This window comes from Citrifermentans bremense (genome assembly GCF_014218275.1).
In the GTDB taxonomy this organism is placed as follows: domain Bacteria; phylum Desulfobacterota; class Desulfuromonadia; order Geobacterales; family Geobacteraceae; genus Geomonas; species Geomonas pelophila.
Genome location: NZ_AP023213.1, coordinates 1,064,596 through 1,091,541 on the forward strand (window position 1 = coordinate 1,064,596; position 26,946 = coordinate 1,091,541).

Consider the following 26,946-nt stretch of genomic DNA (forward strand, 5'->3'; position numbering starts at 1 on the left):
TTGGAGTTTGCATGAACGTAATAGACGTAACAGGGCTTTGCAAAAGTTTCGGCTCCAGGGAGCTTATGGACCAGGTCAGCTTCGCTGTGGGGGAGGAGGAGAGGGTCGGCCTCATCGGGGCCAACGGCGCCGGGAAATCCACGCTCCTCACCATCTTAGCCGGCATCGAGGACCACGACGGCGGCTCAATCGCCATGAAGCGCGGGGCGAGCGTAGGCTACCTGAGCCAGGAGCCAGTGCTGGACGAAAACTCCACTGTTGCCGCCGAGATAGAGGGGGGGCTTAGGGAGATTCGCGCAGCGATGGCCCTCTTCAACGAGCTTTCCGAGCGCATGGCGAAAAACCCTCCCGACATGGACCGGCTCCTCACGCGCCAGGGGGAGCTCTCCGCCTGGATCGAGCACCACGGCGGCTGGAACACCGACCACCGGGTCTCCGAGATGATGACCCACCTGCAACTCCCCGACCGCGACCAGAAGATAGGCACCCTTTCGGGAGGGACCAAGCGCCGGGTGGCGCTCGCGAAGCTCCTGCTGCAGGCCCCGGAACTGTTGCTCCTCGACGAGCCGACGAACCATCTGGACGCCGACACCACCCAATGGCTGCAGGAGCACCTGAAGGCGTACCCCGGCGCCGTGATGCTGATCACCCACGACCGCTACTTCCTGGACGAGGTGGTGACCCGGATGCTGGAGCTAGAGCGGGGGGCCGTCATTTCCTACCAGGGGGGATATTCGAGGTACCTGGAGCAGCGGGAGGAGCGGCTCCTGAACGAGGCGACCAGGCGTTCGCGTCTTTTGAACCTCTTGCGCACCGAGACCGACTGGATCAGGCGCGGCCCCCCGGCGCGCTCCACCAAGCAGAAGGCGCGCATCGACCGCTACTATGCCCTCGAGGAGAGCCTGGCGGGCCCGGCGCGCAAGGAGCTGAAGATCGGCTTCAACACCGAGGAGGGGCTGGGCGGCACCATCCTGGAGCTTGACGGTGTGGGGAAGGGTTTCGGCGAGAAGAAGCTGATCAAGAAACTTTCCTTCGGCATGAAGCGCGGCGACCGCGTCGGCGTGATCGGTCCCAACGGCTGCGGCAAGACCACCCTGATCCGGATGATCATGGGGGAGGATGATCCGGACCAGGGGAAGGTCGTGGTCGGCAAGAAAACCAAGATCTCCTACTTCGACCAGTTGCGCGAGGTGATCGACCCGAACGAGACCGTCTACGACTTCTTCGGCGAGGGGGACTACGTCGCCACGGCGACAGGTGACAAGCGGCATAAGATCGGGTACCTGGAGGAGTTCCTGTTCTCCCCGGAGGACCGGCGGCGCCCGGTGGGAAGCCTCTCTGGCGGCGAGAAGAGCAGGCTGATCCTCGCAAGGCTCATGCTGCAGGACTCGAACCTTTTGGTGCTGGACGAGCCGACGAACGACCTCGACATACCCACCCTGCAGCTTCTCGACGCCTCGATAGCGGCGTTTCCGGGATGTGTCCTCATGGTCACCCATGACCGCTTCTTCCTGGATAAGGTCGCCACCGGCATCCTTGCCTTCGAGGGGGAGGGGGAGGTGACCTTTTACGAGGGGAACTACAGCAACTACAGGGAGCGCAGGGAAGCCGCGCGCGTGGCGGCAGTGGCGCAGCGGGTCGAGAAGAAGGATGCGGCTCAGGCTGCCAGGGCCGAGAAGCCCAAGAAAGGGCTCACCTACGCCGAGCGGATCGAACTGGAAAAGCTGGAGCTAAGGATTGCCGAACTGGAGCAGGAGTTCGCCGAGGTCGAGGCGCAGTTGGGAGATCCTTCCTGCTATGGCACCGTCGAAGGCGGTATCGCCGCCATCACCGCCAACTACGGCAGGCTGGAAACGGAACTGGCGCAGGCGTTCGAGCGCTGGGAAGAGCTGGAGACGAAGAAAGGCAATTAGAACCAATTGACGATTGACAATGGACAATTGACAACGTAAACCCTCACTAACTCCGGCGCCACACACTAAAAAGGCTTCTGAACTTCCTCTACAGAGGTTGCTTCAGAAGCCTTTTCAGTTGTTGTTTCTCGTTGTCAATTGTCTTTCGCTTCTCGTCGTCAATTGTCAATCGTCAATTGTCAATCGTCAATTGTCAATTGGTTTTAAGAGTTTCTTTCGCCAGCCTCACGCTCACCTTTCTCTTGGTCGAGATGGCGTAGCGGTTGATGTTCTCCAGCGCGTACACAAGCGACGGGATGTCGCGCCGCACCCTCAAGAGCATCTCGTCGATGACGTCGTCCGGAAGCGCCATCTGCCGGTCCTCGGCAAGCTTCTTCAGGATCATCCTCCTGGAATCGTCGTCGGAGACGTCCATGCGCGCGACGAGCCCCCAGAGCAGGCGGCTGGTCAGGTGCCCGTCCAGGTGCGGCAGCTCCTTCGGAGGCATCAAGCCGGAGATGGCGATCTTGCGGCCGGAACTGTAGAAGGCGTTGAACAGTTCCCAAAGCTCGACCCGTACTTCCTGAAGGTTGGGGAGCAGGTGCAGGTCGTCCAGCACCAGCGCGTTCGCGTCCTGGAAGTGCTCGGCAAGCCGCGAAGGGCCCTCGCTGCCGACGCCGGCGCCGTAGAGTGAGCCGGCATCGCGGAAGGAGAAGTACCTGCCGTCGATGGCATTTGAGAGGGCGGTCAAGAGGTGGGTTTTGCCCGAGCCTTCCGGGCCGTAGACGTAGAGAAGGTTCTCAGTCGGGTCCTCGACCAGCTTCTTCGCGAACTGGTAGGCGGTCTTGTTGCCGCCGCAGACCACGAAGTTCTCAAAGCCAAAGCGCGGCACCACTGGGAAGTCGAAGATGAACTGCATAAAACCTCATAACTTCAATTGACAATTGACGCCCTAAAACCAATTGGCAATGGACAATTGACAATTGACAGTTAAAACCAAAAGTCCTTTCAACTGGTGACAGTGACTGCAAAGGTGGCAATGATCACGGAAGGTCGTGAAGCTAGATCCATTGTCAATTGTCAATCGTCAATTATCAATTGGTTTAAAACAGTTTTCCCTGCGGCGGCTCCGGCGCGATCCTGCCGAAGTGGCTGTAGGCAGCGGCGGTGGCGACCCGCCCCCTGGGGGTGCGGTTCAGGAACCCGTTCTGGATCAGAAACGGCTCGTAAACGTCCTCGATGGTGTCGCTTTCCTCGCTGATGGCGGCGGCTATGGTGTCGAGCCCCACCGGCCCCCCGCCGAACTTGTCGATGATGGTGAGCAGGATGGCGCGATCCATCATGTCGAACCCCATCTCGTCTATCTCCAAAAGCGCCAGCGCCTGGTCGGCCACCTCGCGGGTGATCACGCCGTCGGCGCGGACCTGGGCGAAGTCGCGTACGCGGCGTAAAAGCCGGTTGGCGATCCTCGGAGTCCCCCGGCTGCGGCGCGCAAGCTCCATGGCGCCGTCGGGGGCTATGGCCATCCCGAAGATGCGGGCGGAGCGGGTGATGATGAAAGCGAGTTCCTCGTGGGTATAGAATTCCAGGCGCGAGATGACGCCGAAGCGGTCCCTGAGCGGAGAGGAAAGGAGCCCGGCCCTGGTGGTGGCGCCGACCAGGGTGAACTTCGGTAGGTCCAGCTTGATGGTGCGGGCGCTCGGCCCCTGGCCGATGATGATGTCGAGCTGGAAATCCTCCATGGCGGGGTAGAGGATCTCCTCCACCACGTGGGAGAGGCGGTGGATTTCGTCGATGAAGAGGACGTCGTGCGCTTCCAGGTTGGTGAGGATGGCGGCGAGATCGCCGGGGCGCTCGATGACAGGTCCCGAGGTCGACTTGATGTTGACCCCCATCTCGCAGGCGATGATGTTGGCCAGCGTGGTCTTGCCGAGTCCCGGCGGGCCGTACAGGAGCACGTGGTCCAGCGCCTCGCCCCTGCCGCGGGCCGCGTCGATGAAAAGCCCCAGGTTTCCCTTCGCCTTTTCCTGCCCCACGTAGTCGGAGAGCGCCCGCGGGCGCAGCGACGCCTCTAGGAGGTCGTCTTCAGATTTATCTGCGCTGATGAGGCGGGTCATGGCTCTCCTTGCTGCGGCAATCCTGCAAAATGCAAGGGGCCAAATTATAACAGTTGGAGGTAAAGGTCAAGGGGGATGCCGTAGGCATTTCGCCTGTTGCAACGCCTACTTCATCAATATCTTCAGCGCCTGCTTGAGCACGACCTCGACCGTTGTGTCGTCTGTGACCTTCAGTTCGGCCAGTGCTTTTTGCACCACGGCTTCCTTGTATCCCAGGTTGATGAGCGCGGAGAGCACGTCGTCCCTGATCTCCTGCTTGGCCGGGGTGGGGGCGGCGCCTGGCTGAGGCTGCGCGAGCCCTAGCTTCTTCATCTTTTCTTTCAGTTCGAGCACCAGGCGCTCGGCTGTTTTCTTGCCGATGCCGGGAATGGCGGAGAGCCGGGCCAGGTTGCCGTTGACCAGCGAATCAGCCAGTTCGGAGGGCTCGCTGTTGGAGAGTATGCCGGTGGCGAGCTTCGGCCCCACGCCAGAGACGCCGATCAAAAGCTGGAACAGTTCCTTCTCCTGCTGGGTCCGGAAACCGTACAGGTTGATGGCGTCCTCCTTCACCGAGGTGTGGATCTGCAGCGACAGCGGGCCCCCTTCGGCTGGCAGCGTGTAGTAGGTGGAGAAGGGGATGTGCACCTGGTAGCCGACGCCGTTCACGTCCAGGATGATGAAGTCGGGGGACTTGTAGGCGAGTTTGCCGGTAAGAAGGGCGATCATAGAAACCTCGGAGCCATTTAGAACCAATTGACAATGGACGATTGACAATTGACGATGGTGAAGCTGAACAATTGACGATGGTTGAAGATGAGGGACTACCTGATCTGTTTCAAAAGGGCGCTGACGCCTGCGGAGTGGGCGTGGCAGATGGCGACTGCCAGGGCATCGGAGGCGTCTTCCTGCGCCACCTCCGGCAGGTTCAGCAGCGCCTTGATCATCTGCTGCACCTGCGTTTTCTCGGCGCGCCCGGTGCCGACCACCGCCTGCTTGACCTGCATCGCCGTGTACTCGTGGACCGGGAGGCCGACGTTCACCGCGGCGACGATTGCCGCACCCCGCGCCTGCCCGAGCTTCAGGGCGCTCTGGGCGTTTTTCGCCAGGAACACGTCCTCCACCGCGACCACCTCGGGGCGGTACTGCGCGATGATCTCGGAAAGCCCGGTGAAGATCCTCTCCAGCCTCTCGGGGAAATCTTTCGCGCTTTGGGTGAAGATGGCGCCGTTGTCGACGTGGATCAGGCGGTTCCCCTGTTGGGAGATGATGCCGTAGCCGGTCTTGCGGGAGCCTGGGTCTATGCCGAGAATGATCATTTCTTTTATGCTTCTCTCAGATTTTCTTTTCTCTGTGGCTAATGGTTTTGACTCAAAAAAAAGCGCGGGGAAAACCCCGCGCTCTTAGTAACACAAAAGACCCTGCCTTTGCTACATCATCTTTTCCATCTCCTCCTCGGAGATGTCGAAGTTGGCGTAGACGTTCTGGACGTCGTCGTTGTCTTCCATACGGTCCATCAGTTTCAGCATGTTCTCGGCGTTCTTGCCGTCGAGCTTCACCATGGTCTGCGGGATCATGGTGATCTCGGCGGACTCGGCCTTGAAGCCTGCGGCCTCAAGGGCGGTCTTAACCTGGTGGAACGCGGTCGGGTCGGTCAGGACTTCATACTGCTCTTCTTCGTCGGTCACGTCGTCCGCGCCCGCCTCGATGGAGGCTTCGAACAGCTTGTCGAAGTCGATGCTCTTCGGGAAGACCAAAAGCCCCTTCTTGTCGAAAAGCCAGGAAACGCAGCCGGACTCGCCCATGTTGCCGTTGCACTTGGTGAATATGCTCCTCACCTCGGAGACGGTGCGGTTGCGGTTGTCGGTCATGACTTCGACCAGGACCGCGGTGCCGCCGGGGCCGTAACCCTCGTAGGTGGTCTCTTCGTAAGTGGTTCCTTCCAGTCCGCCTACGCCCTTCTTGATGGCGCGCTCGACGTTGTCCTTGGGCATGTTCTCGCCTTTGGCCTTATCTATGGCGGTTCTCAGGCGCGGGTTGCCGTCCGGGTCCCCACCGCCGAGTTTAGCGGCAACGGTGATTTCCTTGATTATCTTGGTGAATATCTTGCCCCGCTTGGCATCGGCGGCGCCTTTCTTGTGTTTGATGGTGCTCCATTTATTGTGGCCTGACATGAGTTGCTTCCTTTCCGATCAGTTTGGTGATTGAAACGCGAAATACTATCACGGGCAAAAGACGGTTGTAAAGTGGGAAAATGACAGTTAAACTGTCACCGGATTTGAGATCTTAGGGGGAGCGTGCCCCCTGACTGTCGAGAGAGGTGATGAGTATGGGAGGTTGTTTGCAAAAAGTGATGCCGGTGTTGCTGCTTCTGTGCGCCGTATTTTTCGGAGGGTGCACCTCTACCAGACTCAACGTCGTCAACGCACCGCCGGTGCTCACTCAGGACGAACTGCTTCGCCCGTACTACAAGGTAGGCAACATCCAGGTACGCCGCTCGCGCTACGGCTCCCAGGCCGACCTGACCCCCGCCGACTACAGCTGGGCTTACGACGCCCTGCGCGCTGAGGCCCAGAAGATAGGGGCCGACGCCGTCATCCTTCCCGAGGTAAGCGTCGAGAGGAACACCTACATCTTCTACCCGGTCAGCGAGATGACGGCCAAGGGCGTCGCGGTAAAATTCCGCTGATTTTTTCCCTCCATCGACAAAATTCCGTTGATCATTGGCGCCTGTTTTTGAGATAGTGTGCGCCTGTATACGCTATCAATTTAATTTTTCGGAGGGAAACCATGAAGGCTGTGCTGATGGAGGGTTTTGGCGGTGTCGAGGTTCTGAAGCTGGGTGAGGTGGACAGGCCGGTCCCCAAGGAAGGCGAGGTGCTGGTCAAGGTCTATGCAACCTCCATCAACCGCCCTGACCTGGTGCAGCGCGAAGGGAAATATCCCCCCCCGCCGGGCGACTCCGAAATTCTCGGACTTGAAGTCGCGGGCGTTATCGAGGAGCTTGGTGCGGGCGTCACCGGGTGGAAGAAAGGTGACCGGGTGGTGTCCCTTGTGGGCGGCGGCGGTTACGCCGAGTATGCAGTTGCCTACGCCTGCCACCTGATGCCGATCCCCGAGTCGGTGAGCTTCGAGGAGGCCGCCTGCATCTGCGAGTCCTACATCACCGCTTTCCTGAACGTGTTCATGATCGGCGGGCTGCAGGACGGCGAGACCGCGATCCTGCACGGAGGCGGCGGTGGGGTGAACACCGCGGCGATTCAGCTCTGCAAGGCCCTGGCGCCGAAGTCCAAGCTGATCGTCACCGCTTCCCCCGAGAAGCTTGAGCGCGTGAAGCAGCTGGGGGCGGACCTCGTCGTCAACTTCAAGGAGACCCCGGACTTCTCCGAGGCGGTCAAGGAGTTCACCAACAAGAAGGGCGTCGACGTCATCCTGGACCACGTGGGCGCCAAGTACCTGGCCCCCAACATGAACTCCCTGGGGTACAAGGGGAGGCTCGTCATCATCGGGGTCATCTCGGGCATCAAGGCGGAGCTGAACCTGGCCCTCATGATGGTGAAGCGCCAGCAGATCATCGGCAGCGTGCTCCGTTCCCGTCCGGTCTCCGAGAAGGGTGAGATCGCGGCCGAGTTCGTGCGCCGCGCCATGCCGAAGTTCGCCGACCGCACCATCGTCCCCATCATCGAGAAGGTGTTCCCCATCGAAGAGGTGGTGGCAGCGCACCGTATGATGGAAGAAGACAAGCATTTCGGAAAGATAGTTTTGAAAATAGCGCAATAAAACCCGAAGCGGAACACAGAGTACGCTGAGGTTCACGAAGGGCACAGAGAAAGGCGAAGGGAAGGGTAAACCTTCTCTTCGCTTTTTCCTCTGAGACCTCCGTGCTCCTTCGTGACCTCTGTGGTAATGCTTCTGCCTTTAAGGAGAGTAGTCTCAGGATGGAAGCATATTCAGAGTTTTTCTTCACCGTGTGGATCAGGTTTTTCTTCCTGCTGACTCCTTTCTTCGTCCTCTCCACCTTCCTCGCCATGACGCCGGAGCTCTCGGCTTCGGAGCGGCGCGCGACGGCGTTCCGGGTCACCCTCGCCGTGCTCGTTGCCTGCTTCGTCCTCTACTCCTTTGGCAACACCCTCTTCTCGCTCTTCGGCATCACCCTCGACTCCTTCAGGATCGGCGCGGGGAGCCTCTTGTTCCTGTCGGCGGTGCACATGGTGCACGGCGACGACAGCGCGCCCCCCAGCGAGAAGCGCGGCGCCATCTCTGTGGTGCCTCTCGCCATACCGGTGACGGTCGGCCCCGGCACCACCGGCGCGCTCCTGGTCATGGGGGCCGAGGTGCAGCACAACTGGCAGGTGTTCGTCGGCCTCGCAGCGCTCGCCGCGGCGGTCCTTTGCATCGGCATCCTCCTCGTCTGCGCCTCCTTCATCGAACACATCGTGGGTAAAAAAGGGATCACCATCCTCAGCAAACTCACCGGCCTCTTCGTCGCGGCACTTGCCGCCCAGATCGTCTTCACCGGAGTCAGGAACTTCCTACTGGTCAAGTAAGCAGCCTTCTCCTCCGCGACCGCCGCTACCATGTACTTGAGCAAATTAATGTTGACTTTTCCAGCATTTTTACGCTATGTTGCGATCCCTTAGGTCTCCTTGAGACCTCGTAAGGAAAGATGCCCTAGGAGTCGCCCCAACGCTCATGGTCAACAGCAGAATCATAAAAACTGCGGCGGCAGCCGCAGTGATGCTCTTCCTGGTCTTCGCCGGGATGAGAATCACTCTTCTTGACCCCAACCCCGGCCCCAAGCCGAAGCCCCGGGCCGTCCTGAACCTGTGCGGCACCAAAGCACCAAGTACAGCCGACCACAGCGGTACCGCTCCTGTCCATTCCTTGGACGCTGAACTCCCCTCCTTAGGATGCTGCAAAACGGTCTGGAACACGACCGTAGCCTCCACGCAGTATCTCGCTCCCCATCTCGCAGACCCTGTACGCTATCCGTTTCACGGTCGATCACCCCCATTTTGCTGATCCTCTGACCCCTTGCAACCCGCCAAGGTAGCGTCATCAACTGGCTGCAGCAACGCCGCCTGTACGCCGCAAAGTTGATCCAGCCTCCCAAAAAGCAGGATGCACCACAGTCACCCCCGCAGTCACGCCCGCAGCCAGTTCGGCGCCCCCCGGCATTAAGCCTCAGCCAGGATGCTCCGCCTACGGTTCGCCCCGGCAGACCTGCGCCATTTGCCGTTTTGCATAGTCCCCCCAAAGCGCGGGGAAACGCGCCGTTGGAAATCCATGACCCTAATTTCGATCGTTATTCCTGTCTACAACGCAGAGAAAACCATCGCGGCGCTCTGCCGTGCCCTGGTCTGCGAACTGTCGAAAAATTACCGGCTCGACATCGTGCTGGTCAACGACTCCAGCCGCGACGACACAGCCAGCGTCTGCCGCGGCCTCTGCGAGGAGTTCCCACTTACCGTCACCTACATCTCCCTGTCGCGCAACTTCGGGGAACACAACGCGGTGATGGCGGGACTAAACCACAGCTGCGGCGAATACGTGGTCGTCATGGACGACGACTTCCAGAATCCTCCAGAAGAGGTGCCCAAGCTTCTGGCCGAGATTGAGAAGGGATACGACGTCGTGTACTGCCAGTACTCTAAGAAGAGCGACAGCTGGTACCGCAATCTCGGCAGCTACCTGAACGGGACCTTGGCGCGGGTGACGCTGGACAAGCCCGCCAACCTCTACCTCTCCAGTTTCAAGGCGATGAACCGCTTCCTGGTTGACCATCTCGTCGTGCACAGAAGCCCCAACGTCTACCTCGACGCCCTCATCCTGCGCACCACCCGCAACATCGGGACGGTAGAGGTCCGCCACGATCTGCGGCGCGAGGGACGAAGCGGCTATACCATGAAGAAGCTCGTCGATCTCTGGGGCAACGTCTTCGTCAGCTACTCCCTCATTCCGCTGCGCTTGGTGGCGGCAGCCGGTGCGCTTTTGACCTGCCTCGGCCTCTATTCCGTCTGCGACATGCTGGTCCGGGGGTGGCTTCCCATGCTTAACGACCCGAGCGACCTCGAGGAGATGAGCTCCATCACCATGTTTTTCCGCGGGGTGCAGTTGCTGGCGACCGGCGTAGTAGGGGAGTACGTGGGGCGGATCTATCTGAAACTGAACCAGGAGCCGCAGTTCATCGTGAGGGAGAAGTTGCTGGCAAAAGTAGGGGAGGAGCGTCATGACGCCTGAATTGAGTTTTCCGCTTCCAGCCTGCCTGGCCATACCCCCGGAGCACGCAATCTGCGTCGCCCGCTCCATCGACGGCTGCCAGGCCCTGCATGACGACGCCTGTGTCGACGACTGGATCGAGCAGGCGCGCGAGGCCTGTTCCCTGAACAACATGCAGGTCCCGCTCGACGCGGTGCAGGGATGGCACCGCGACCCGGCCACCGGCAACATCCGCCACCACACCGGCCGCTTCTTCAGCGTCATAGGTGTGCGGGCAAGGCACAGGGTGGGGCGGCACGAGCTGGAATGGGACCAGCCCATCATCGAGCAGCCCGAGATCGGTATCCTGGGCATCCTGGCCAGGCCCATTGGCGGCACCCTCCACTTCTGCTTGCAGGCCAAGGAGGAGCCGGGGAACCTTGGCGGGATCCAGCTCTCCCCGACGGTGCAGGCGACCTACAGCAACTACACCTGCGCCCATGGCGGAGGGTTGCCGCTCTTTCTAGAGCATTTCATGGAACCGCACCCGTCGCGGCTGCTGTTTTCCCGCCTGCAGACCGAGGACGGCGGCCGGTTTCTTTTCAAGTCCAACCGCAACATGGTGGTGGTCGCCGGGGACGAATTGCCGGTGGAGCTCCCCAGGGGGTTCATCTGGCTTACCCTGCGCCAGATAGCAGCGCTGATCCGCAGGGACAAACTGGTGAACGCCTGCACGCGCAGCATCCTCTCCGCCCTGCTCCCGGTCGGGGCTCCCGGCGACGACCCGCAGGTCTTGGAGGGAGTACGGGGGACGCTCCAGTGGCTCGACGACCGCAGGGCGGATACCCACATCCTCACCAGGCGCATCGGACTCAACGATTTGCAGGAATGGGCGCTGGACGAAAAAGGCTACTTCTCACACCTGTCGCACGGTTTTTTCCGCATCGTTGGGTTGCGGGTTTCCTCAGAGACCAGGGAGGTGGGGTCGTGGGGGCAGCCGATCATCGAGAACCGGGCTCCCGGGATCATCGGCCTTTTGGTCCGCAGGGGGAGCGCCGGGATGGAGCTCCTGATGCAGGCGAAAGCTGAGGTGGGAAATCGCATCACCGTCCAGCTGGGGCCGACGGCGCAGTTCGCCAGGGAGAACTACGAGGAGAGCGCCAAGCTGAAAAAGCCGTTTCTGTTCGATGAATTCTCGGCCCCGGGGCGCTTTCCCGTGCTCCACGAGAGCCGGCAGACCGAGGAGGGGGCACGCTTTTACCGCGAGTACAACCTGCACCGGGTCCTTGTGCTCCCCGAGGAAACGGTCCTGGAGCTTCCCCCCGACTACCGCTGGCTTTCCCTGCGGGAAGTAGCTTTCATGGTGCAGTTGGGGGAACAGGTGAATTCCTGCGCCCGCAGTATCCTCTCCTGTTTGCTCTAGCAGGCTGAGGGGAAGGGAAGCATCGAAGCAGGCGTGGCAGTAGCGTTCCCCCCTTTGCGAAGGTTCATCCGGAACTCCGGGGAGTTCGGGGATATTGGCCCACGAAGTGCTGCCTGTGAACTAACGTTCCCCCCTTTGCGAAGGGGGGACAGGGGGGATTTTGACTTTGGATGAACCAGCCGAAACTCTCTCCGCATCCGTAAAGGAGGAACTCATGTCGAGCGCTGAACCGGTCCGTTACTGGGACTACCTTGCCGCCTATGAGCCGCGGCGCGACGAGTACCTGCGCGTGGTGGACCGGGTCTTTTCCTCGGGAAGGCTCGTCATGGGGCGGGAGGTGGCGGCATTCGAGGAGGCGCTTGCCGTCTTCTGCGGCACCAGCTTCGCGGTGGGAGTGAACTCGGGGACCGATGCCCTGATGCTGGCCCTGAAGGCGCTGGGGGTAGGAGCGGGCGACGAGGTGATCACGGTCTCCAATACCGCCGTCCCCACCGTGGCGGCGATCCGCGCCGCCGGTGCCACCCCTGTCTTTGTCGACGTCGAAGAGGATACCTTCCTGATCGACGTCTCACTGGTCGAGGGGGCCGTTACCGGGCGCACCCGATGCATCCTTCCGGTGCACCTGTGCGGTCAGATGGCGGATATGGTGCCCCTTGCCGAGATTGCCGGGCGGCGTGGGCTTTACCTTGTCGAGGACTGCGCCCAGGCCTGCGGCGCGAGCTACCGGGGGAGGCGCGCGGGAAGTGTCGGCGACATCGGCGCCTTCTCCTTCTATCCCACCAAGGTGCTGGGGGCTTTCGGCGACGCCGGCGCGCTGACCACGGATGACCCGGAGCTTGCGGCACGGTTAAGAAGACTGCGCTTCTACGGCATGGAGGGAGGCTACTACGCCGAAGAGGAGGGGTTCAACTCCCGCCTGGACGAGGTGCAGGCGGCCCTGTTGAGCCTCGCGCTTCCCCGGGTGGAGGAGGCGGTCGAAAAGCGCCGCGAGCTCGCACAGCTCTACGACCAGGGGCTCTCCGGCGTCGGGGACCTGGCGCTCCCCGCCGTCCGCGAGGGATGCCGGCACCAGTTCTATCTCTACACCGTCAGGACTGGGCGGCGCGACGAACTGCAGGAATATCTGCGCGGCGAGGGGATAGAGACCCGTATCAACTACCCTCACCCGCTGCACCTGATGCGCGGCTATGCCTTTCTCGGGTACCGGGAAGGTGACCTGCCGGTGACCGAGCGCCTGGCTGCAAGCATCCTCTCGCTCCCCATGTACCCGGAGCTCCCCAGGCGCCACGCGGAAAGGGTGATCGAGGCGGTGCGCGCTTTCTTCGGGGGGGGGCGATGAACCCGGAGGAGTACGGCCGGATGTATCAGGCGGAGGACTCCCACTGGTGGTACGTGGGGCTGCACGAGTTGATCCTCTCCCAGGTGGAGCGGGAGGCGGCGCGCCTTAAGCGACCCCTGCGCATCCTGGATGCGGGCTGCGGCACCGGGAGGCTCTGCCAGCTGCTTGCCCCTTTCGGTGAGGTGGAGGGAATCGACGCCTCGCGGGAGGCGATCCGTTACTGCCGCCGCCGCGGCGTTGCCGCCATGGTCGGCGACCTGAACCGGGTCGAGCTGGAACCGGAGCGCTACGACCTGATCACCTCCATCGACGTCCTCTACCACCTGGGGGTCCGGGACGACGTGGAGGTGCTGAAATCTTTCCTCGGGGCACTGCGCCCGGGGGGGATGCTGATCCTGAATCTGGTCGCCCTGGAATGGCTCAGGAGTTCCCATGACCTCGCGGTTCACACCCGCGAGCGCTATGACGAGCGCACCCTGCGTGACAGGCTTGCCGCGGCCGGGTTCAGCATCAGCCGGTTGAGCTTTCGGGTGACCCTCCCCTTTCCGCTCGTGGCAGGCTATCGACTACTGCGTGAAAGGTTACGTGCCGCCCATACTGGCAAAGCTGGAGCCTCGGACGTGGCGCTCCCCTCGCCGCTGGTGAACCGGGCGCTCTTGAAACTCATCCGGATGGAGAATCACCTGCTGCGGCGCCTGCGGCTGCCGATCGGTTCCTCCCTGTTCGCCGTGGCCAGAAAAGGCTGACGGATTGGAGATAACATGAAAAAAAGACGCAAGTTATTAAAGCCAGAGCAGCAAGCCGCGCAGCAGGCCCCCCCCGAGGCGGAGGAGTTGAACCTCTGGCGCGACCCCCTGGTTCATATCCTGCTGGTACTGGCTGTAGGATTCGCCGTCTACTCGAACATCATCAGCGCCCCGTTCGTTTTCGACGACCTTCCTTGCCTGGTCAACAATCCGGCCATCAAGGACTTCTCCTTCTTCGCCGATCCGAAACAGGTCTTCGCTCTCCCGATCAACCCGGACCTGAAGAACAACTTCGTGCTCCGACCGGTAGCCTACTTCACCTTCGCACTGAACCACGCCCTGCACGGGCTGGACGTGCGGGGGTACCACATCGTCAACCTCCTGCTGCACCTGGCCGACGCCCTGCTGGTGTACCTCGTGTTGTGGCTTACCCTGAAGACCCCGGCGCTGCAGCCTGAGCGGGGGGAGACCGTCCCGCCTGGGGAGAAGTACTTTTACCTCCCTTTTCTGGCGAGCCTTTTGTTCGTCTGTCACCCGCTGCAGACGCAGTCGGTCACCTACGTGGTGCAGCGCTTCGTCCCCCTGGTCGCCTTTTTCTACCTGGGCTCCGTTGCGCTGTACGCCGCGGCGAGGCTCACGGAGGCAAAGGGGGCGCGGCTTGTCTGCTACCTGGGCTCGCTTTTAGCCTGCGTCCTCGCCATGAAGAGCAAGGAGAACGCCTTCACCCTTCCGGCCGTGATCGTCCTCTACGAGTTCGTCTTCTTCCGGGGTGCCGTAACGTTGCAGCGTCTCGCGCGGCTGGTCCCGTTCCTGCTCACCATGGCCATCATTCCGCTCAAACTGGCCTCCCTTTCCTCGCCGGCTGTCGGGGGGCAGGAGGGCACCGTCTCCGGGGCGGTTAACCTGGTCAACTTCAACCACACCTCCCCCTGGGAATACCTGATGACGCAGTTCGGGGTGATCCTGACCTACCTGAGGCTCCTCATCCTGCCGGTCAACCAGAACTTCGACTACCAGTACCCGCTACAAACGGTATTTCTTGCCCCGGCTGTGGTCTTGCCGCTTATTTTGCTGCTGTCGCTGGCAGCAGCAGGGACCTGGCTTTTGGCCACGTCGCGCAGGGGAGATGAGAGGGCAGCTCTGCGCGCCCTCGCCGGCTTCGGCGTCTGGTGGTTTTTCATCACGCTCAGCGTGGAGTCGAGCGTGGTGCCGATCGACGACGTCATCTTCGAGCACCGGGCCTACCTCCCCTCGGTCGGTTTTTTCATCGCTTTGCTTGCCGCGGCCTTCTCGCTTCCCGAGCGGTTCATCGGGACCCCTCGCTGCACCTCGCGCCCCGCGGTCGCCGCTCTCGCTTTGCTGGTCCTGGCCAGTTCCGCAGCCTGCTATCAGCGAAACGAGGTCTGGACGACCCAGGTGGCTCTTTGGCGGGACACGGTGCAGAAGAGCCCGGGCAAGGCGAGGGCGCACTTCTCCCTTGGCTTGGCGCTGGCCAATACCCTACCCGCCTGGCACACAGACGACATCAACGTGATGCTCCAGCCGATGGACTCCGCCCAAAACCAGGTACTGGCGGAAGCGGTCCGGGAGTTCCGGGCCTCGACCAAGCTCGACCCCAAGTCGGCCCCCGGATACGGCTTCCTCGGTGCGGCGCTGATGGTGCAAAGGAACTTCGAGGAAGCGGCTGCCGCATTGGCGACAGCCGTTGCGCTAGAGCCAAAGGACGCCAGGAACCGTGCGTTCCTGGGGCAGTTGAGCGAGGCCCGGGGAGATCTTGCGGCTGCACGTCTTCACTATCAGCAAGCCCTATCTCTCAGCCCTCAAGAGCCCTACCCGCATCTGTTCCTGGCGCTGCTTTCCCTGCGCCAAGGGATGCACGCCGAGGCGCTCCAAGAGTACGAGATCGCGAACCAGCTCGCCCCCCGCCCCGACCTCGGCCCGAAGATATCGCAACTGAGGTTCATGGTGGAGGGGCGATGAACTGCACCCCCATAGGAGCGGCCCCGGTTCCCGACCCGGGAAGCGTGCTGCTGGTGCGCCCGCCCGATCCTTTCCAGGGCTCGGCGCTCCTCTCCCATACCCGCCCGATGAACCTCGCCTACCTGGCCTCCAGCCTGCGCCGGGCGGGATTTCGCGTCGCCATTGCCGACTACGAGGCGCTACCCTACAGCGAAGAGCACCTTGCTACGCTTTTGCAGCGGCTTTCTCCGGGGGTAGTCGGCCTTTCCGCCACCACCCCCACCATAGGGAGCGCGGCCCTTCTGGCCCAGGCGGTGAAGCGGCTGAGCGGCGATACGGTGACCGTCATCGGGGGGAGCCATGCCAGCGCCCTCCCCAGGGAAACTCTGGAGGAGTTTCCTTTCTTCGATTACCTGGTTCGGGGAGAGGGGGAGCTGACGCTTGCGGAGCTTTGCCTGAGGCTGCAAGACGGCGGAGCGGACCGGGACATCCGGGGGATCGCCTATCGGTCCGGGGGAGGTGTCATGGTGAACCCGCCCCGCGAGCTGGTCGCCGACCTCGACTCGCTACCTTTTCCCGCCCGCGACCTTCTCGACTATTCCCCCCGCGCCGGCCATTCCAGCCGCGGATTCTCCAACGCGCTTCGCTCCGGCGAGCTCTTCACCTCGCGCGGCTGCCCGGTCGCCTGCTCCTTCTGCGCCATCCAGGCCACCTTCGGCAGGAGCGTCCGTTTCCGCGACCCCGCCTGCATCGCCGACGAACTGGCGCGGATGGTGCGCGAGCAGCAGGTGAACCACGTGGTCATCGCCGACGACACCTTCACGCTTGACGCCGAGCGCGCTGCAAGCATCTGCGAAATCCTCTTGAACAGCGGCATCCGTTCCTGGAATTGCGACACCAGGGTGAACACGGTGACGCCGGAACTTTTGCGGCTGATGCGGCGCTGCGGCTGCGAGAAGGTGGCCTTCGGCGTCGAGAGCGGCAGCCCGCGCCTCTTGGGGGCCATGGGGAAGGGGATCACGGTCGAACAGGTTGAGCGCGCGGTCTGCTGGGCCAGGGAGGCGGGGATCAGGCATGTCGAGGGGAACTTCATCGTCGGGTGCGATCCTTCGGAGACAAGGGAGGATCTGGAGCAGACGCGGAGGCTGATCCAGGGGCTTCCCTGGACTTTTGTCTCGGTTTCCGTGGTTGTCCCCTATCCGGGGACGCCGCTTAGGGAGAAGATGCTTGCCGCCGGGTTGATCGAGCCGGGGATCCCCTGGGAGGATTACGTCATTTTCGGCAAGAAGCCGCGCTGGCGCACCGCGAACTTCAGCGCGGAAGAGCTTTTGGAGTACCAGAGGTCGTTCACCCGCTCCTTTTACCTCCGTCCGCGCTACGTCCTGGGGCAGCTGGCCGCGATCCGTTCCCGCGAGGAGCTCGGGTACTGGACCCGGGCAGGGTTCTCCTACCTGAAGTGGTACGCGACGGGGAAGATGTAGGAGGAGAGGGATTGCAAAGAAAAAGGGCCTTCCCCCTATGGGGAAGGCCCTTCCGTTTGTGCCTGGCGGGTGCTCCCTGCGGTACTACAAGCTAAGCTCCGCGTGGCCGTTGGTAAGCTTTTCGCGCTCCGCTATGACGTCCGCGTCTTCCAGGTAGTCGTCGAAGTTCATGTCGCGGTCGATGATGCCGTTGGGGTGGATTTCGACGATCCTGTTGGCCACGGTGGAGACGAACTCGTGGTCGTGGGAGGCGAAGAGCACCACCTCGGTGTAGGAGATGAGCCCGTTGTTGAGCGCGGTGATGGACTCGAGGTCGAGGTGGTTGGTCGGCTCGTCGAGGATCAGCACGTTGGCGCCGGTCAGCATCATCCTGGACAGCATGCAGCGCACGCGCTCGCCGCCGGAGAGGACGCTCGTCTTTTTCAGCGCCTCGTCGCCGGAGAAGAGCATCCGGCCCAGGAACCCGCGGGCAAAACTCTCCCCCTCGGTGGGAGGGGAATACTGCCCCAGCCACTCGATCAGGTTCAGGTCGCTCTTGAAGTAATCGCCGTTCTCCTTGGGGAAGTAGGCGTTGGTGATGGTGACGCCCCAGCGGAAGCTCCCCTCGTCCGGCTCGAGCTCGCCGGCAAGGATTTGGAACAGTGTGGTCTTCGCCTGCGAGTTGGCGCCCACGAAAGCAATCTTGTCGTTTTTCCTGACGATCAGGTCGAGATCCTTGAAGATCTGGACCCCGTCCACGGTCTTGGAAAGCCCCTTAACCTCGAGGATGATGTCGCCGCAGGGGCGCTCCGGCTTGAACACCACCCAGGGGTACTTCCTGGAGGAAACCGGCATGTCCTCGATGGTCAGCTTCTCCAGGAGCTTTTTCCTGGAGGTTGCCTGCTTCGCCTTGGAGGCGTTGGAGGAGAAGCGCTGGATGAACTCCTTCAGTTCGGCCGCCTTGTCCTGGGTCTTCTTGGCGTCGTCCTGGCGCTGCTTCAGGTGCAGCTGGCTCGCCTGGTACCAGAAGTCGTAGTTGCCGACGTAGACCTGGATGCGGCTGAAGTCGATGTCGGCTATGTGGGTGCAGACCTGGTTCAGGAAGTGACGGTCGTGGGAGACGACGATCACGGTGTTCTGGAAGCGGAACAGGAACTCCTCCAGCCACGAGATCGACTTCAGATCCAGGTGGTTGGTCGGCTCGTCCAGGAGGAGCACGTCGGGGTTGCCGAAAAGGGCCTGGGCCAGGAGCACCCGGACCTTCTCGCCCCCTTCCAGCTCCTTCATCTGCTTGCCGCGCATCTCCTCGGGGATGCCGAGCCCGTTAAGAAGCACAGCCGCCTCGCTCTCCGCCTCGTAGCCGTTCATCTCGGCGAAATCCGCCTCCAGTTCCGCCGAGCGGATGCCGTCCTCCTCGCTGAACTCGGGCTTGGAATAGATCGCCTCGCGCTCCGCCATGATGTCGAACAGCTTCTTGTGCCCCATGATGACGGTGTTCAGCACGGTGTGCTCGTCGTAGGCGAACTGGTCCTGCTTCAGGACCGCGATGCGCCCCTTTCCGACCGAGATATCCCCTTTGTCCGCCTCAATCTCGCCGGAGAGGATCTTCAGGAAGGTCGACTTCCCCGCCCCGTTGGCCCCGATGAGGCCGTAGCAGTTGCCCGGGGTGAATTTTATGTTTACGTCCTTGAACAGGACCCTCTTGCCGTACGAGAGGGTGACGTTTGATGCGGTGATCATGTGAACTGCTCCCTTTGGAAAAATGAAAAAAACCACAAGGAGCGTCCCTGTGGTCATGAACCTTGCATATATATCATTACCATGGTCAGCCAGGCAACGTATTTTTGCATTTCACAGTCTGTGGCGTTGCGCTCCCTGTCTCAGCGAGGCCCCCTCTTATAAAAAAGAGTTAAAGTTGCTGTCGCTCCCTGTCGACATGACAAAAAAGTTTATTTTCATCGACCGATATGGCAAGGTGTGGCCTTTGGGAGCCCAATAGAAGCGTCGGAGATTGAAGTGAAAATAGTGGAAAAGATGAACCAGGCGCAGCAGTTCGTGTCGCTTGAGTTCTTTCCCCCCAAAGACAAGAACGAATGGCCCGCCTTTTTCAAGACTGTCGACCGGTTGTCTCAGATAAACCCGCTTTTCGCCTCGGTCACCTATGGGGCCGGCGGCAGCACCAAGGGCGATACGCTGGAGATAGTAAAGACGCTTCAAAGCGGCAACGGCCTTGACACCATGGCGCACTTAACCTGCGTCGGCGCCTATCGCGGAGACCTGCAGCGCTTTTTAGACGACCTGGCGCTCGCCGGGGTCAAGAACGTCCTGGCGCTGCGCGGCGACCTCCCCAGCGACGAGCCCCCGGAGTTCTCCGCCTGCCGGACTCTTTTGCATGCCTCCGACCTCGCCGCTTTCATCAGGGAATCGCATCCCGAGATGGGGGTCGGGGTGGCGGGTTACCCGGAAACGCACCCCGAGGCGACGGACACCGAATGCGACCTGGGATACCTCAAGCTCAAGCTGGACCAAGGTGGCGATTTCGTCATCACCCAGCTGTTTTTCGACAACCGGCTCTACTTCGATTTCGTCGCGAAGGCACGTGCAGCTGGGATTGACAAGCCTATCATCCCCGGTATCATCCCCGTGGTCAGCCTCAAGGTGATCCAGCGCATCATCTCCATGTGCGGCGCGACGCTCCCCCCCGCCTACCTTGCCGAATTGGAAGCTGCCGACCGCAGCGGCGGGGCGGCCGCGGTCCAGAAAGTCGGCATCGCCTATGCCAGGCGGCAGGCTCAAGAGCTTCTGGGCGCTGGAGTTCCAGGTGTCCACATCTACACCCTGAACCGCGATCAGGCCGTGCTGGAGCTTGTGGACGGCCTGCTCCCCTCGTAGTACCACGATGAATCTCTAAATTCCCGCCCCCGGAGGGGGAGGGGGAAGGACGGGGGAAGGACGGGGGAGGGACGGGGAGACAAGGCGACTCACGGCGACGTCGTTGGCTAAATCTCGTTTTTTGAGGAAGGGGATTTTTCGATGCAATGCTTTCTGCTTTATTTTATGCTCCTTGCCGTCGTCGGACTGACCTGGCTCACGCCAGCTCTTTCGAGCGCCGATTACTACAAGTACACCGACAACCGCGGCACCGTTAACATAACCAACAAGCTGGAATCGGTTCCCTCAAGGTACCGCTCCACGATGAAGGTGGTGCGCGAGGAAAAAAAGAAGGCTCCCGCGGCCGAGCTGCAAAGCACGGCCGGGGCGGAACAGCAGGCGGCTCCCGCACTGGAACAGCAGGCGGTCCCTGAGCCGGAGCAGAAACCGGAAAGTTCATTCTCAAGGCTTTGCGGACGCTTTGTCTGGCTCAAGCCGCTTCTGTACGTCATGGGTGGCGTCGCTTTGTTCGTCGTAGTCATCAAGGTGGCCTCCCAGCTTGGCCCCATGCTCTCTAAAGTCATCTACCTCTCGTTTTTCCTGGGCGTCTTCGTCTTCCTGTACAAGGCTTACGCCGAATACGTGGTGACCAGTTCCGCCAGGATCAAGGAAAACGCGGTGAACATCATGAAGAACTCATCGAACCGGGAGCTTCCCGAGCCCGATGAGGGACGGATCCCCACGCAGCGCTGACCTGAGCGTCGAGTCCGGGGTAATAGATCGTGCAATGAAACCGGCTTTGGCCGGATGCGGCAGGACAACAAAACAACAGGAGGGTGCACCATGCTTGTTCGAGACCGGATGACTCCAAACCCCATAACCATTACGCCGGATATTTCGGTGACCGAAGCGCTGCGCCTTATGGGCGACAAGAAGATCCGGCGCCTCCCCGTGGTCGAGCGCAACGGAAAGCTCGTGGGTATCGTATCCGACCGCGACCTGTTCCAAGCCTCCCCCTCGCCGGCTACCTCTCTGGCGATCTGGGAGATCCACGACCTGCTGGCGAAATTGACCGTCGACAAGACCATGACCACCGAGGTCATCACGGTCACCGAGGAGACGCCGTTGGAAGAGGCGGCCCGCATCATGGTCGACCGCAGGATAGGCGGCCTCCCTGTAATGAAGGGGGACGCGCTGGTCGGCATCATCACCGAGAGCGACCTGTTCCAGGCGCTTTTGGAACTTTTGGGCGGCCGGCGGAAGGGGGTGCGCCTCACGGTCACCACCACCGGCGCCAAGGGAACCCTTGCCGACGTGGCCCAGACCATCTACCAGGCCGGAGGAGACATCGTTGGCCTTGGCTTCAGCGAAGTGGAAGGCGGCACCAGCGACACCTGGGTGAACACCTTCAAGGTGCAGGGGGTGGACAAGGACAAGCTGGTAGAGGCGATCCGCCCCCACGTGCGGGAGATCAAGGACGTGCGCGAGACCTGAAATGGAAGGCCACATGTACCTGATCCAGATCCTTTTGCCGCTCTACGACAACGAAGGAATCCCGTTCACCCAGGACGAGTTCCTAAAGGTGCGCGACTCGCTTTCGGAGCGTTTCGGCGGCATCACCACCTACATGCGCTCGCCGGCGCGCGGCCTTTGGAAGGAGACCAGGGAAACCACGGTGCACGACGACATCGTGATCTACGAGGTGATGGCGGCAGAACTGGACCGCGCCTGGTGGAAAAGGTACCGGCAGCAGCTGGCCGCCGACTTCCGCCAGGACATCCTGATCGTTAGAAGCAGCGAAATCGAGCTGTTGTAAATTTAGTTTCCAGCAAACAAAAAAAGCCGGGTTCCGCCGGACCGTTAGGTCCAGGCGGAATCCGGCTTTTGCCGTTTAGAAGCGGTGGCTCCTAGAAGTGCTCGAACTGGTCGTCGTCCAAGTGGAGGTCTGTCCCCACTGCGTTCGTGACCGCTGCGCCGGATTTTACCGGTTGCCGGCTGAAGCTCATCGGCTTCACTCCCGACTTGGCGCGCCTTGCCTGGGGCTTCGAGCTTGCCTCTTCGCCAATCTTGAAGAAGGCGATGGAGCTTGCCAAAAGCTCCGCCTGCGAGGCGAGCTCTTCCGCGGTCGAGGACATCTCCTCCGACGCGCCAGCGTTCTGCTGGATGACGGTGTCGAGCTGCTGGATCGCCTTGTTGATCTGCTCCGCACCGGTGTCCTGCTCGCGGCTGGAGGCGCTGATTTCCTGGACCAGTTCGGCCGTCTTCTGGATATCGGGCACCATCTTGGACAGCAGCTCTCCGGCTTTCTCCGCTATGTCGACGCTATTGCTGGATAGTTGCGAGATCTCCGCCGCCGCCTTCTGGCTGCGCTCGGCCAGTTTCCTCACTTCGCTCGCGACTACGGCGAATCCCTTGCCGTGCTCGCCGGCCCGGGCCGCCTCGATGGCCGCGTTCAGCGCCAAAAGGTTGGTCTGGCGCGCGATCTCCTCGATGATGTTGATCTTGCCGGCGATGTCCTTCATGGCCTGCACCGTTTCCTGGACAGCCTGGCCACCTTCCTTGGCATTCTCCGCGGACTTGACCGCTATCTTCTCGGTCTGCAGCGCGTTGTCCGCGTTCTGGCGGATGTTGGAGGTCATCTGCTCCATGCTGGCGGAAGCTTCTTCCGCGGCGGCGGCCTGCTCGCTGGCGCCCTGCGACATCTCCTCCGAGCCGGAGGAGAGCTCCTGGCTTCCCGAGGCGACGTTCTTGGTTGCGGCCTGCACCTCGGCCACGATCTCCCTCAGCTTGTAGACCATGTTTTTCATCGCCGCCAACAGCATTCCCGTTTCGTCCTTGCTGGTCTCGCTGATTTCGACGGTGAGATCTCCTGCCGCCAGCCGGTCTGCCGTTTCCACCCCGATCTGGAGCGGACGCTTGATGCTGCGGGTCACCAGGAGGCTTAAGCCTATAGCTACGAGGACCGCCACCAGGGAGATAGCTACCAGCATCATAACCACGTCATGGGTCGCCCTCATTATGACCGCTTTTGCCCCCTGCATGCTCTTGTTGGCGTCCGTCGCCAGCTTGGTGGCGGCATCCTCCATCTTGTGGGTCTCGTCCTTGTATGCTCCTACGGCGGCGTTTGCCTCGGCAGGCGTCTTGAGTTTGCCTTCCTTGATGGCGGCGAACACCTTGTCCACGCCGGCCTTGTAGAGGACCAGGTTCTCCTTAACCGCCTTCACCTTCTCCACGTCGTCCGGTTGAGTTGCCACTTTTTCCAGGTCGGTTACACGCTCGTGGACTTTTTCAGTTTCCTCCTGCCATTTCTGGTAATACCCGTCCACCTTCTTCATGTCCTCGATGTTGAGGAACATGTCTTTCTCGTAACGTCGCAGGCCGAGCACGTTGGCCCGCGCCCTTGCCGAGTGCTCTGCCAGGCGCCCTTCGCTATCGAGGAGCGTCACAATCGTCTTTTCGCCCGACTGGACACCCCAATAGCCGGTTCCTGCTACCACCATCAGGAGCAGCAATACCAGTCCAAAACTCAGCAGTAACCGCGTCCCTATCTTCATGTTGTTTAACATCTTGCTCCTCCATGATTTGGTGTTGCTCTAGTTAAGGGTATCTAGGCCGCTGACTCTAAAGCGGTTTGATCACATTAAGATCTATCGACCATATTCTTCATGGGTTTAGGGGAAATTTCGTAAACGTCGAATGTTTTCCCCTAGGAGAGCGGGAGGGGCACCCTGCACATTCCTCTTCAGGGAACCGGAGAGGGCCAATCGCTCAGGCTCCTCATAAAGTTTGAGGGGGTAAGAGGGGCTGGGATCCTGATCTATTTGCTGACGCTTTTGGGGGAAGGAGTTGGTGCGGCACTGCCTTTAAGCGGGCCTTGACGGGGAAGGTGAGATGTCGCAGGAAAAGAGGCTTGAAGCCGGATGAGCCGCGTGTTTTGCGGTCACGCCGGCTCGTATTTGTAACCTGCACCGTAGATCGAGTGGATGATCTCCTGGTCGGGGGCTACTGCGGCGATCTTCTTCCTGAGTTTCTTGATGTGGCTGTCTATGGTCCGGTCGCTGACGATGCGCTGGTCCGAGTAGATGCGGTCCATCAGCTGGCTGCGGGAGTAGATCCGGCCGGGGTTCTGGTAGAGAAAGTGCAGGAGTTTGAACTCGACCACGGTGAGCTCCAGGTCGCGCCCTTCGAAGCGCGCCGAGTAGCGCTCGGCGTCGAGGGTGAGGCCTGGCGTCTGCACCGGGGCCTGCTCCCCGGCCCGCCGCAGCACCGTCTTAACCCTCGCCACTACCTCGCGGGGGCTGAAGGGCTTGCAGATGTAGTCGTCGGCCCCAAGCTCCAGGCCGAGCAGGCGGTCTATCTCTTCGACCCGCGCCGTGATCATGATGATGGGGAGCTGTGAAAAGGTTCTGATCTCCTTGCATATTTCGAGACCGTCGCGCCCCGGGAGCATCAGGTCCAAGAGCACCAGGTCCGGCTGCTGCTCCCTGACCCGCGGCAGCACCTCGGCTCCGTCCGCAATCCACGAAGTCTCGAATCCCGACTGCTTCAGGTAGTCCGCCAGAAGGCTCGCCAGCTTCTCCTCATCCTCTACGATCAATATTCTCTGTGTCATGTCCTGCTCCCGGTAAGCGGCAGTTCCACCCTGATCAGCACCCCGCCGTGCGGGGAGGGAAGGGCGTCTATGGTTCCTTCGTGGGCCTCGACGATGTTCTTGCAGATGGCAAGGCCGAGCCCCGCCCCCCCCTTGGCGCGGTTGCGCGAGCTTTCCACCCGGTACAGCCGGTCGAAAAGGCGCTCCAGTTGGTCCGGCGCCACTCCCGGCGCGCTGTCGGCGAACTCCACCTGCGCGAGGTTTTGCCCGCAGTGAAGCTTCACCGAGAGTTGGCCGCCGGCGTCGGTGTACTTGAGCGAGTTGTCCAAAAGGTTGGAGAAAAGCTGGTGCAGACGATCCGGGTCGGCGAAGACGGTGCAGCCGTCGGCCCGGGGGAGCTCGATGGAGAGGCTGATCCCCTTTTGCATGAATTCCTGCCCCAGGGAACTCAGCGCATCCTCTAGCACTTCCTTCAGCTCGATCTTCTCCTTGCGGTAGGTCAGCGCCCCGATGTCGTAGAGGGAGATCTGGTAGAGGTCGTCGACCAGGCGGCTTAGGTGCATCACCTCGCCGTGCAGGGAGCGCATCGACTCCGGGCCCGCCTGGCGCACCCCGTCCTGGATCGCCTCGATCTCGCCGCGCAGGATGGCAAGCGGCGTGCGCAGCTCGTGCGAGACGTCGGCCACCCAGCGCCGGCGCGCCCGCTCGTTGTTCTCCAGGCTGAGTGCGAGCGTGTTGAAGTCGCGGGCCAGTTGTCCCAGCTCGTCCTCGGGGCCGACAGGCACCCTCGTCCCGTACTCGCCGGAGGCCAGGCGGTGCATGGAGGCGGCGAGCCTCTTTATGGGGAGCACCAGACGGTGGGCCAGGGGGAGCGAGATGGCCGCGGAAACGAGGAACATGACCACGGCGACCAGGCCCATGGTGAGTTTCTGCTGCTTGACGAAGAGGAGCTGGTAGGTGTCGGTGAGGTGCTGCCTGGGGCGCAGCCCCACGTACCCTACGATGCGGCCGGAGATCGTGATCTTGTGCAGTTGCACCGCCTCTTGGACGCTCGGAAGCCCTGCCAGTTTCGCCTTCTGCGCGTCGAGCAGCAGCACCCTCCCCTCGAACCGGTACTGGAAGCGCGGTGGCCGGCTGTGCCCGGAGAAGTTGGGAAACGGCGGGGGCGGCTGCATTCTCCGCTCGCCGCGCTCGGCCCGGTCCAGGTCGCTTGACTCCCTGCTTGCGGCGACGAGCCTGAACCAGGCTTCGTCGCTCCTGGCGAACTCCCAGTTCCCGTTCGCCTGGTAGGCCCGCTCCAGCACCTGAGCCAGCCGTTCTAGCCGGTCTTTTTCCATGGTGTTGACGTAGGCTAAAAAGCCGTGCCCGATGCTCCACTGCATGATGAGGAACATCGAGATCACCACGGCGCCGGTCGCGGCAAGCATGGCGATCAGCAGCCTGTATTTGATCATTATCTTCATGGGTGAACCCGCTATTAGAATTGGTAACGCTGCCTTTTTATTAACACAGATGCCGGCAATGCGCCATCGCATCTTCCGGTGCAGGATAAATTCCACAATTGCTGCATATTTTCTCCACATTGCGCGGCTAATGTGAAAACCATGGAAGGAGCGGAGGCTCCAAAAGACAAACTACCGCAAAGGCAGCGCGGCTTCGGCCGCCAAGGAGAAGATCATGAAAAAGTATCTTGCAGCAGCAATTCTCATCGTGCTTGCCGGTGCGGCGAGTGCGCAGGCGAGGATGGATGTAAGCGTGAACATCGGGGTGCCGGTGGTGGTGGCGCCGCCACCCGCAGCTACGGTGGTTACCTATCCGACTTATGCCGAGCCGGTCGCCTATGCCGAGCCTGGCGGCTTCATCTATTCTCCCAACCTCGGCTTCTACGTTTCGGTCGGGGCGCCTTACGACGTGATCTACCTGGACAACTGCTACTACCAGAACCGGGGCGGCCGCTGGTTCATGTCCCGCAGCTACGGCGGACCCTGGGCCTATGTCACGCAGGAGAGGCTCCCCTACCGGTTGCACCGCCACGACTACAACCAGATAGGTTATTACCGGGACCGGGAGTACAGAGCCTACCTGAACGACCGCGATCATTACCGGGGCCGTTGGTATCGCCCGGTGGCCATGCATGACAACGACCGCCGCGATGGCCGCTGGGGCGAGCACCGGGGCCGCGATGGCAACAGGGACTACGTGCGGAACGAGGGAAGGGACGAGCGCCGGGAGGGGAGGGAGCGTCGCTAGTCTGAAGAGGCATCAGGCGCAAGAGATGAAATCTCACTGACGAAGAAAATAAAATCTCCCTACTTTCGATACTTTCATGCTATAGTTCATACTCTAATTAGCAAAGACCCCAAGGCCTTCTAAG

The 26,946-nt window shown here is 61.4% G+C and carries 24 protein-coding genes; 15 read left to right on the forward strand and 9 right to left on the reverse strand.

From position 1 onward, the window contains the following. Window positions 1–11: 11 nt before the first annotated feature. A complete protein-coding gene (ettA, locus tag GEOBRER4_RS04580; RefSeq protein WP_185244417.1) occupies window positions 12–1,913 on the forward strand; it encodes an energy-dependent translational throttle protein EttA in 1,902 nt (633 codons plus the stop codon). A gap of 193 nt (window positions 1,914–2,106) precedes the next feature. Here the strand turns inward: ettA and GEOBRER4_RS04585 are convergent, their stop codons facing one another. The 5 genes from GEOBRER4_RS04585 to GEOBRER4_RS04605 all read right to left on the reverse strand — a co-directional run bounded on the left by GEOBRER4_RS04585 (window position 2,107) and on the right by GEOBRER4_RS04605 (window position 6,159). After that, on the reverse strand, window positions 2,107–2,811 hold the full coding sequence (locus GEOBRER4_RS04585) for a DnaA/Hda family protein (protein WP_185244418.1): 705 nt from the start codon (window positions 2,809–2,811) through the stop codon (window positions 2,107–2,109). 184 nt (window positions 2,812–2,995) lie between these two features. Then, window positions 2,996–4,009: a Holliday junction branch migration DNA helicase RuvB gene (ruvB, locus tag GEOBRER4_RS04590; protein WP_085813622.1), complete on the reverse strand. Its 1,014-nt coding sequence runs from the start codon at window positions 4,007–4,009 to the stop codon at window positions 2,996–2,998. 105 nt (window positions 4,010–4,114) lie between these two features. Next, window positions 4,115–4,714, reverse strand: coding sequence for a Holliday junction branch migration protein RuvA (gene ruvA / locus GEOBRER4_RS04595; protein ID WP_085813621.1), 600 nt, complete (start codon window positions 4,712–4,714; stop codon window positions 4,115–4,117). Window positions 4,715–4,809: 95 nt separating this feature from the next. Continuing rightward, window positions 4,810–5,304 (reverse strand): crossover junction endodeoxyribonuclease RuvC, encoded by a 495-nt coding sequence (gene ruvC / locus GEOBRER4_RS04600; protein ID WP_185244419.1) that lies wholly within the window; start codon window positions 5,302–5,304, stop codon window positions 4,810–4,812. Window positions 5,305–5,415: 111 nt separating this feature from the next. Next, on the reverse strand, window positions 5,416–6,159 hold the full coding sequence (locus GEOBRER4_RS04605; RefSeq protein ID WP_185244420.1) for a YebC/PmpR family DNA-binding transcriptional regulator: 744 nt from the start codon (window positions 6,157–6,159) through the stop codon (window positions 5,416–5,418). Window positions 6,160–6,335: 176 nt separating this feature from the next. Here GEOBRER4_RS04605 and GEOBRER4_RS04610 point away from each other — a divergent pair, with 176 nt between their 5' ends. From GEOBRER4_RS04610 to GEOBRER4_RS04650, 9 genes are all read left to right on the forward strand, one after another. Further along, window positions 6,336–6,674 carry a hypothetical protein gene (locus tag GEOBRER4_RS04610; protein ID WP_226377941.1) on the forward strand — a complete coding sequence of 113 codons (339 nt, stop codon included), beginning with the start codon at window positions 6,336–6,338 and terminating at the stop codon, window positions 6,672–6,674. Window positions 6,675–6,775: 101 nt separating this feature from the next. Next, window positions 6,776–7,765 (forward strand): NAD(P)H-quinone oxidoreductase, encoded by a 990-nt coding sequence (locus GEOBRER4_RS04615; RefSeq protein ID WP_185244422.1) that lies wholly within the window; start codon window positions 6,776–6,778, stop codon window positions 7,763–7,765. A gap of 158 nt (window positions 7,766–7,923) precedes the next feature. Continuing rightward, window positions 7,924–8,532, forward strand: coding sequence for a MarC family protein (locus GEOBRER4_RS04620; protein ID WP_085813616.1), 609 nt, complete (start codon window positions 7,924–7,926; stop codon window positions 8,530–8,532). 739 nt (window positions 8,533–9,271) lie between these two features. Beyond that, the gene (locus tag GEOBRER4_RS04625) at window positions 9,272–10,225 is read left to right on the forward strand and encodes a glycosyltransferase family 2 protein (protein ID WP_185244423.1); all 954 of its coding nucleotides are present in this window, start codon (window positions 9,272–9,274) and stop codon (window positions 10,223–10,225) included. After that, entirely contained in the window at window positions 10,215–11,606 is a 1,392-nt protein-coding gene (locus GEOBRER4_RS04630) for an NDP-hexose 2,3-dehydratase family protein (protein ID WP_185244424.1), read from the forward strand. The genes GEOBRER4_RS04625 and GEOBRER4_RS04630 overlap by 11 nt, the downstream gene beginning before the upstream one ends. 214 nt (window positions 11,607–11,820) lie before the next feature. Beyond that, the gene (locus tag GEOBRER4_RS04635; protein WP_185244425.1) at window positions 11,821–12,945 is read left to right on the forward strand and encodes a DegT/DnrJ/EryC1/StrS family aminotransferase; all 1,125 of its coding nucleotides are present in this window, start codon (window positions 11,821–11,823) and stop codon (window positions 12,943–12,945) included. Next, window positions 12,942–13,691 (forward strand): class I SAM-dependent methyltransferase, encoded by a 750-nt coding sequence (locus GEOBRER4_RS04640; protein ID WP_185244426.1) that lies wholly within the window; start codon window positions 12,942–12,944, stop codon window positions 13,689–13,691. Before GEOBRER4_RS04635 ends, GEOBRER4_RS04640 begins: the two co-directional genes overlap by 4 nt. Before the next feature lie 15 nt (window positions 13,692–13,706). After that, entirely contained in the window at window positions 13,707–15,671 is a 1,965-nt protein-coding gene (locus tag GEOBRER4_RS04645) for a tetratricopeptide repeat protein (protein WP_185244427.1), read from the forward strand. Then, entirely contained in the window at window positions 15,668–17,131 is a 1,464-nt protein-coding gene (locus GEOBRER4_RS04650; protein ID WP_185244428.1) for a B12-binding domain-containing radical SAM protein, read from the forward strand. The genes GEOBRER4_RS04645 and GEOBRER4_RS04650 overlap by 4 nt, the downstream gene beginning before the upstream one ends. Window positions 17,132–17,215: 84 nt before the next feature. Here the strand turns inward: GEOBRER4_RS04650 and GEOBRER4_RS04655 are convergent, their stop codons facing one another. Continuing rightward, window positions 17,216–18,850, reverse strand: coding sequence for an ABC-F family ATP-binding cassette domain-containing protein (locus GEOBRER4_RS04655; RefSeq protein WP_185244429.1), 1,635 nt, complete (start codon window positions 18,848–18,850; stop codon window positions 17,216–17,218). Between the two features lie 276 nt (window positions 18,851–19,126). On the opposite strand from GEOBRER4_RS04655, the gene GEOBRER4_RS04660 reads away from it, so the two are divergent. The 4 genes from GEOBRER4_RS04660 to GEOBRER4_RS04675 all read left to right on the forward strand — a co-directional run bounded on the left by GEOBRER4_RS04660 (window position 19,127) and on the right by GEOBRER4_RS04675 (window position 21,797). Then, on the forward strand, window positions 19,127–20,002 hold the full coding sequence (locus GEOBRER4_RS04660; protein ID WP_185244430.1) for a methylenetetrahydrofolate reductase: 876 nt from the start codon (window positions 19,127–19,129) through the stop codon (window positions 20,000–20,002). A gap of 141 nt (window positions 20,003–20,143) precedes the next feature. Next, entirely contained in the window at window positions 20,144–20,734 is a 591-nt protein-coding gene (locus GEOBRER4_RS04665; protein WP_185244431.1) for a DUF4124 domain-containing protein, read from the forward strand. A gap of 90 nt (window positions 20,735–20,824) precedes the next feature. Continuing rightward, the gene (locus tag GEOBRER4_RS04670) at window positions 20,825–21,475 is read left to right on the forward strand and encodes a CBS domain-containing protein (RefSeq protein ID WP_185244432.1); all 651 of its coding nucleotides are present in this window, start codon (window positions 20,825–20,827) and stop codon (window positions 21,473–21,475) included. A gap of 1 nt (window position 21,476) precedes the next feature. Next, window positions 21,477–21,797, forward strand: coding sequence for a hypothetical protein (locus tag GEOBRER4_RS04675; RefSeq protein WP_318842566.1), 321 nt, complete (start codon window positions 21,477–21,479; stop codon window positions 21,795–21,797). 91 nt (window positions 21,798–21,888) lie between these two features. Here GEOBRER4_RS04675 and GEOBRER4_RS04680 read toward each other — a convergent pair whose 3' ends face one another. The 3 genes from GEOBRER4_RS04680 to GEOBRER4_RS04690 all read right to left on the reverse strand — a co-directional run bounded on the left by GEOBRER4_RS04680 (window position 21,889) and on the right by GEOBRER4_RS04690 (window position 26,035). Further along, the gene (locus GEOBRER4_RS04680; protein ID WP_185244433.1) at window positions 21,889–23,547 is read right to left on the reverse strand and encodes a methyl-accepting chemotaxis protein; all 1,659 of its coding nucleotides are present in this window, start codon (window positions 23,545–23,547) and stop codon (window positions 21,889–21,891) included. 374 nt (window positions 23,548–23,921) lie between these two features. Further along, window positions 23,922–24,593: a response regulator gene (locus GEOBRER4_RS04685; protein WP_185244434.1), complete on the reverse strand. Its 672-nt coding sequence runs from the start codon at window positions 24,591–24,593 to the stop codon at window positions 23,922–23,924. Continuing rightward, window positions 24,590–26,035 carry an ATP-binding protein gene (locus tag GEOBRER4_RS04690; RefSeq protein ID WP_185244435.1) on the reverse strand — a complete coding sequence of 482 codons (1,446 nt, stop codon included), beginning with the start codon at window positions 26,033–26,035 and terminating at the stop codon, window positions 24,590–24,592. The genes GEOBRER4_RS04685 and GEOBRER4_RS04690 overlap by 4 nt, the downstream gene beginning before the upstream one ends. Window positions 26,036–26,249: 214 nt before the next feature. Here GEOBRER4_RS04690 and GEOBRER4_RS04695 point away from each other — a divergent pair, with 214 nt between their 5' ends. After that, a complete protein-coding gene (locus GEOBRER4_RS04695) occupies window positions 26,250–26,822 on the forward strand; it encodes a hypothetical protein (RefSeq protein ID WP_185244436.1) in 573 nt (190 codons plus the stop codon). The last annotated feature ends 124 nt before the right edge of the window (window positions 26,823–26,946 follow it).

What these genes read in the sequence shown, in the direction of transcription:
- GEOBRER4_RS04670 (WP_185244432.1), top strand. Translation starts at nt 20,825, where the DNA reads ATGCTTGTTCGAGACCGGATGACTCCAAACCCCATAACCATTACGCCG.
- GEOBRER4_RS04690 (WP_185244435.1), bottom strand. Translation starts at nt 26,035, where the DNA reads ATGAAGATAATGATCAAATACAGGCTGCTGATCGCCATGCTTGCCGCG.
- GEOBRER4_RS04625 (WP_185244423.1), top strand. Translation starts at nt 9,272, where the DNA reads ATGACCCTAATTTCGATCGTTATTCCTGTCTACAACGCAGAGAAAACC.
- GEOBRER4_RS04650 (WP_185244428.1), top strand. Translation starts at nt 15,668, where the DNA reads ATGAACTGCACCCCCATAGGAGCGGCCCCGGTTCCCGACCCGGGAAGC.
- GEOBRER4_RS04655 (WP_185244429.1), bottom strand. Translation starts at nt 18,850, where the DNA reads ATGATCACCGCATCAAACGTCACCCTCTCGTACGGCAAGAGGGTCCTG.
- GEOBRER4_RS04685 (WP_185244434.1), bottom strand. Translation starts at nt 24,593, where the DNA reads ATGACACAGAGAATATTGATCGTAGAGGATGAGGAGAAGCTGGCGAGC.
- GEOBRER4_RS04640 (WP_185244426.1), top strand. Translation starts at nt 12,942, where the DNA reads ATGAACCCGGAGGAGTACGGCCGGATGTATCAGGCGGAGGACTCCCAC.
- ruvB (WP_085813622.1), bottom strand. Translation starts at nt 4,009, where the DNA reads ATGACCCGCCTCATCAGCGCAGATAAATCTGAAGACGACCTCCTAGAG.
- GEOBRER4_RS04635 (WP_185244425.1), top strand. Translation starts at nt 11,821, where the DNA reads ATGTCGAGCGCTGAACCGGTCCGTTACTGGGACTACCTTGCCGCCTAT.
- GEOBRER4_RS04630 (WP_185244424.1), top strand. Translation starts at nt 10,215, where the DNA reads ATGACGCCTGAATTGAGTTTTCCGCTTCCAGCCTGCCTGGCCATACCC.
- GEOBRER4_RS04645 (WP_185244427.1), top strand. Translation starts at nt 13,707, where the DNA reads ATGAAAAAAAGACGCAAGTTATTAAAGCCAGAGCAGCAAGCCGCGCAG.
- GEOBRER4_RS04605 (WP_185244420.1), bottom strand. Translation starts at nt 6,159, where the DNA reads ATGTCAGGCCACAATAAATGGAGCACCATCAAACACAAGAAAGGCGCC.
- GEOBRER4_RS04585 (WP_185244418.1), bottom strand. Translation starts at nt 2,811, where the DNA reads ATGCAGTTCATCTTCGACTTCCCAGTGGTGCCGCGCTTTGGCTTTGAG.
- ruvA (WP_085813621.1), bottom strand. Translation starts at nt 4,714, where the DNA reads ATGATCGCCCTTCTTACCGGCAAACTCGCCTACAAGTCCCCCGACTTC.
- ettA (WP_185244417.1), top strand. Translation starts at nt 12, where the DNA reads ATGAACGTAATAGACGTAACAGGGCTTTGCAAAAGTTTCGGCTCCAGG.
- ruvC (WP_185244419.1), bottom strand. Translation starts at nt 5,304, where the DNA reads ATGATCATTCTCGGCATAGACCCAGGCTCCCGCAAGACCGGCTACGGC.
- GEOBRER4_RS04695 (WP_185244436.1), top strand. Translation starts at nt 26,250, where the DNA reads ATGAAAAAGTATCTTGCAGCAGCAATTCTCATCGTGCTTGCCGGTGCG.
- GEOBRER4_RS04665 (WP_185244431.1), top strand. Translation starts at nt 20,144, where the DNA reads ATGCAATGCTTTCTGCTTTATTTTATGCTCCTTGCCGTCGTCGGACTG.
- GEOBRER4_RS04620 (WP_085813616.1), top strand. Translation starts at nt 7,924, where the DNA reads ATGGAAGCATATTCAGAGTTTTTCTTCACCGTGTGGATCAGGTTTTTC.
- GEOBRER4_RS04680 (WP_185244433.1), bottom strand. Translation starts at nt 23,547, where the DNA reads ATGTTAAACAACATGAAGATAGGGACGCGGTTACTGCTGAGTTTTGGA.
- GEOBRER4_RS04615 (WP_185244422.1), top strand. Translation starts at nt 6,776, where the DNA reads ATGAAGGCTGTGCTGATGGAGGGTTTTGGCGGTGTCGAGGTTCTGAAG.
- GEOBRER4_RS04675 (WP_318842566.1), top strand. Translation starts at nt 21,477, where the DNA reads ATGGAAGGCCACATGTACCTGATCCAGATCCTTTTGCCGCTCTACGAC.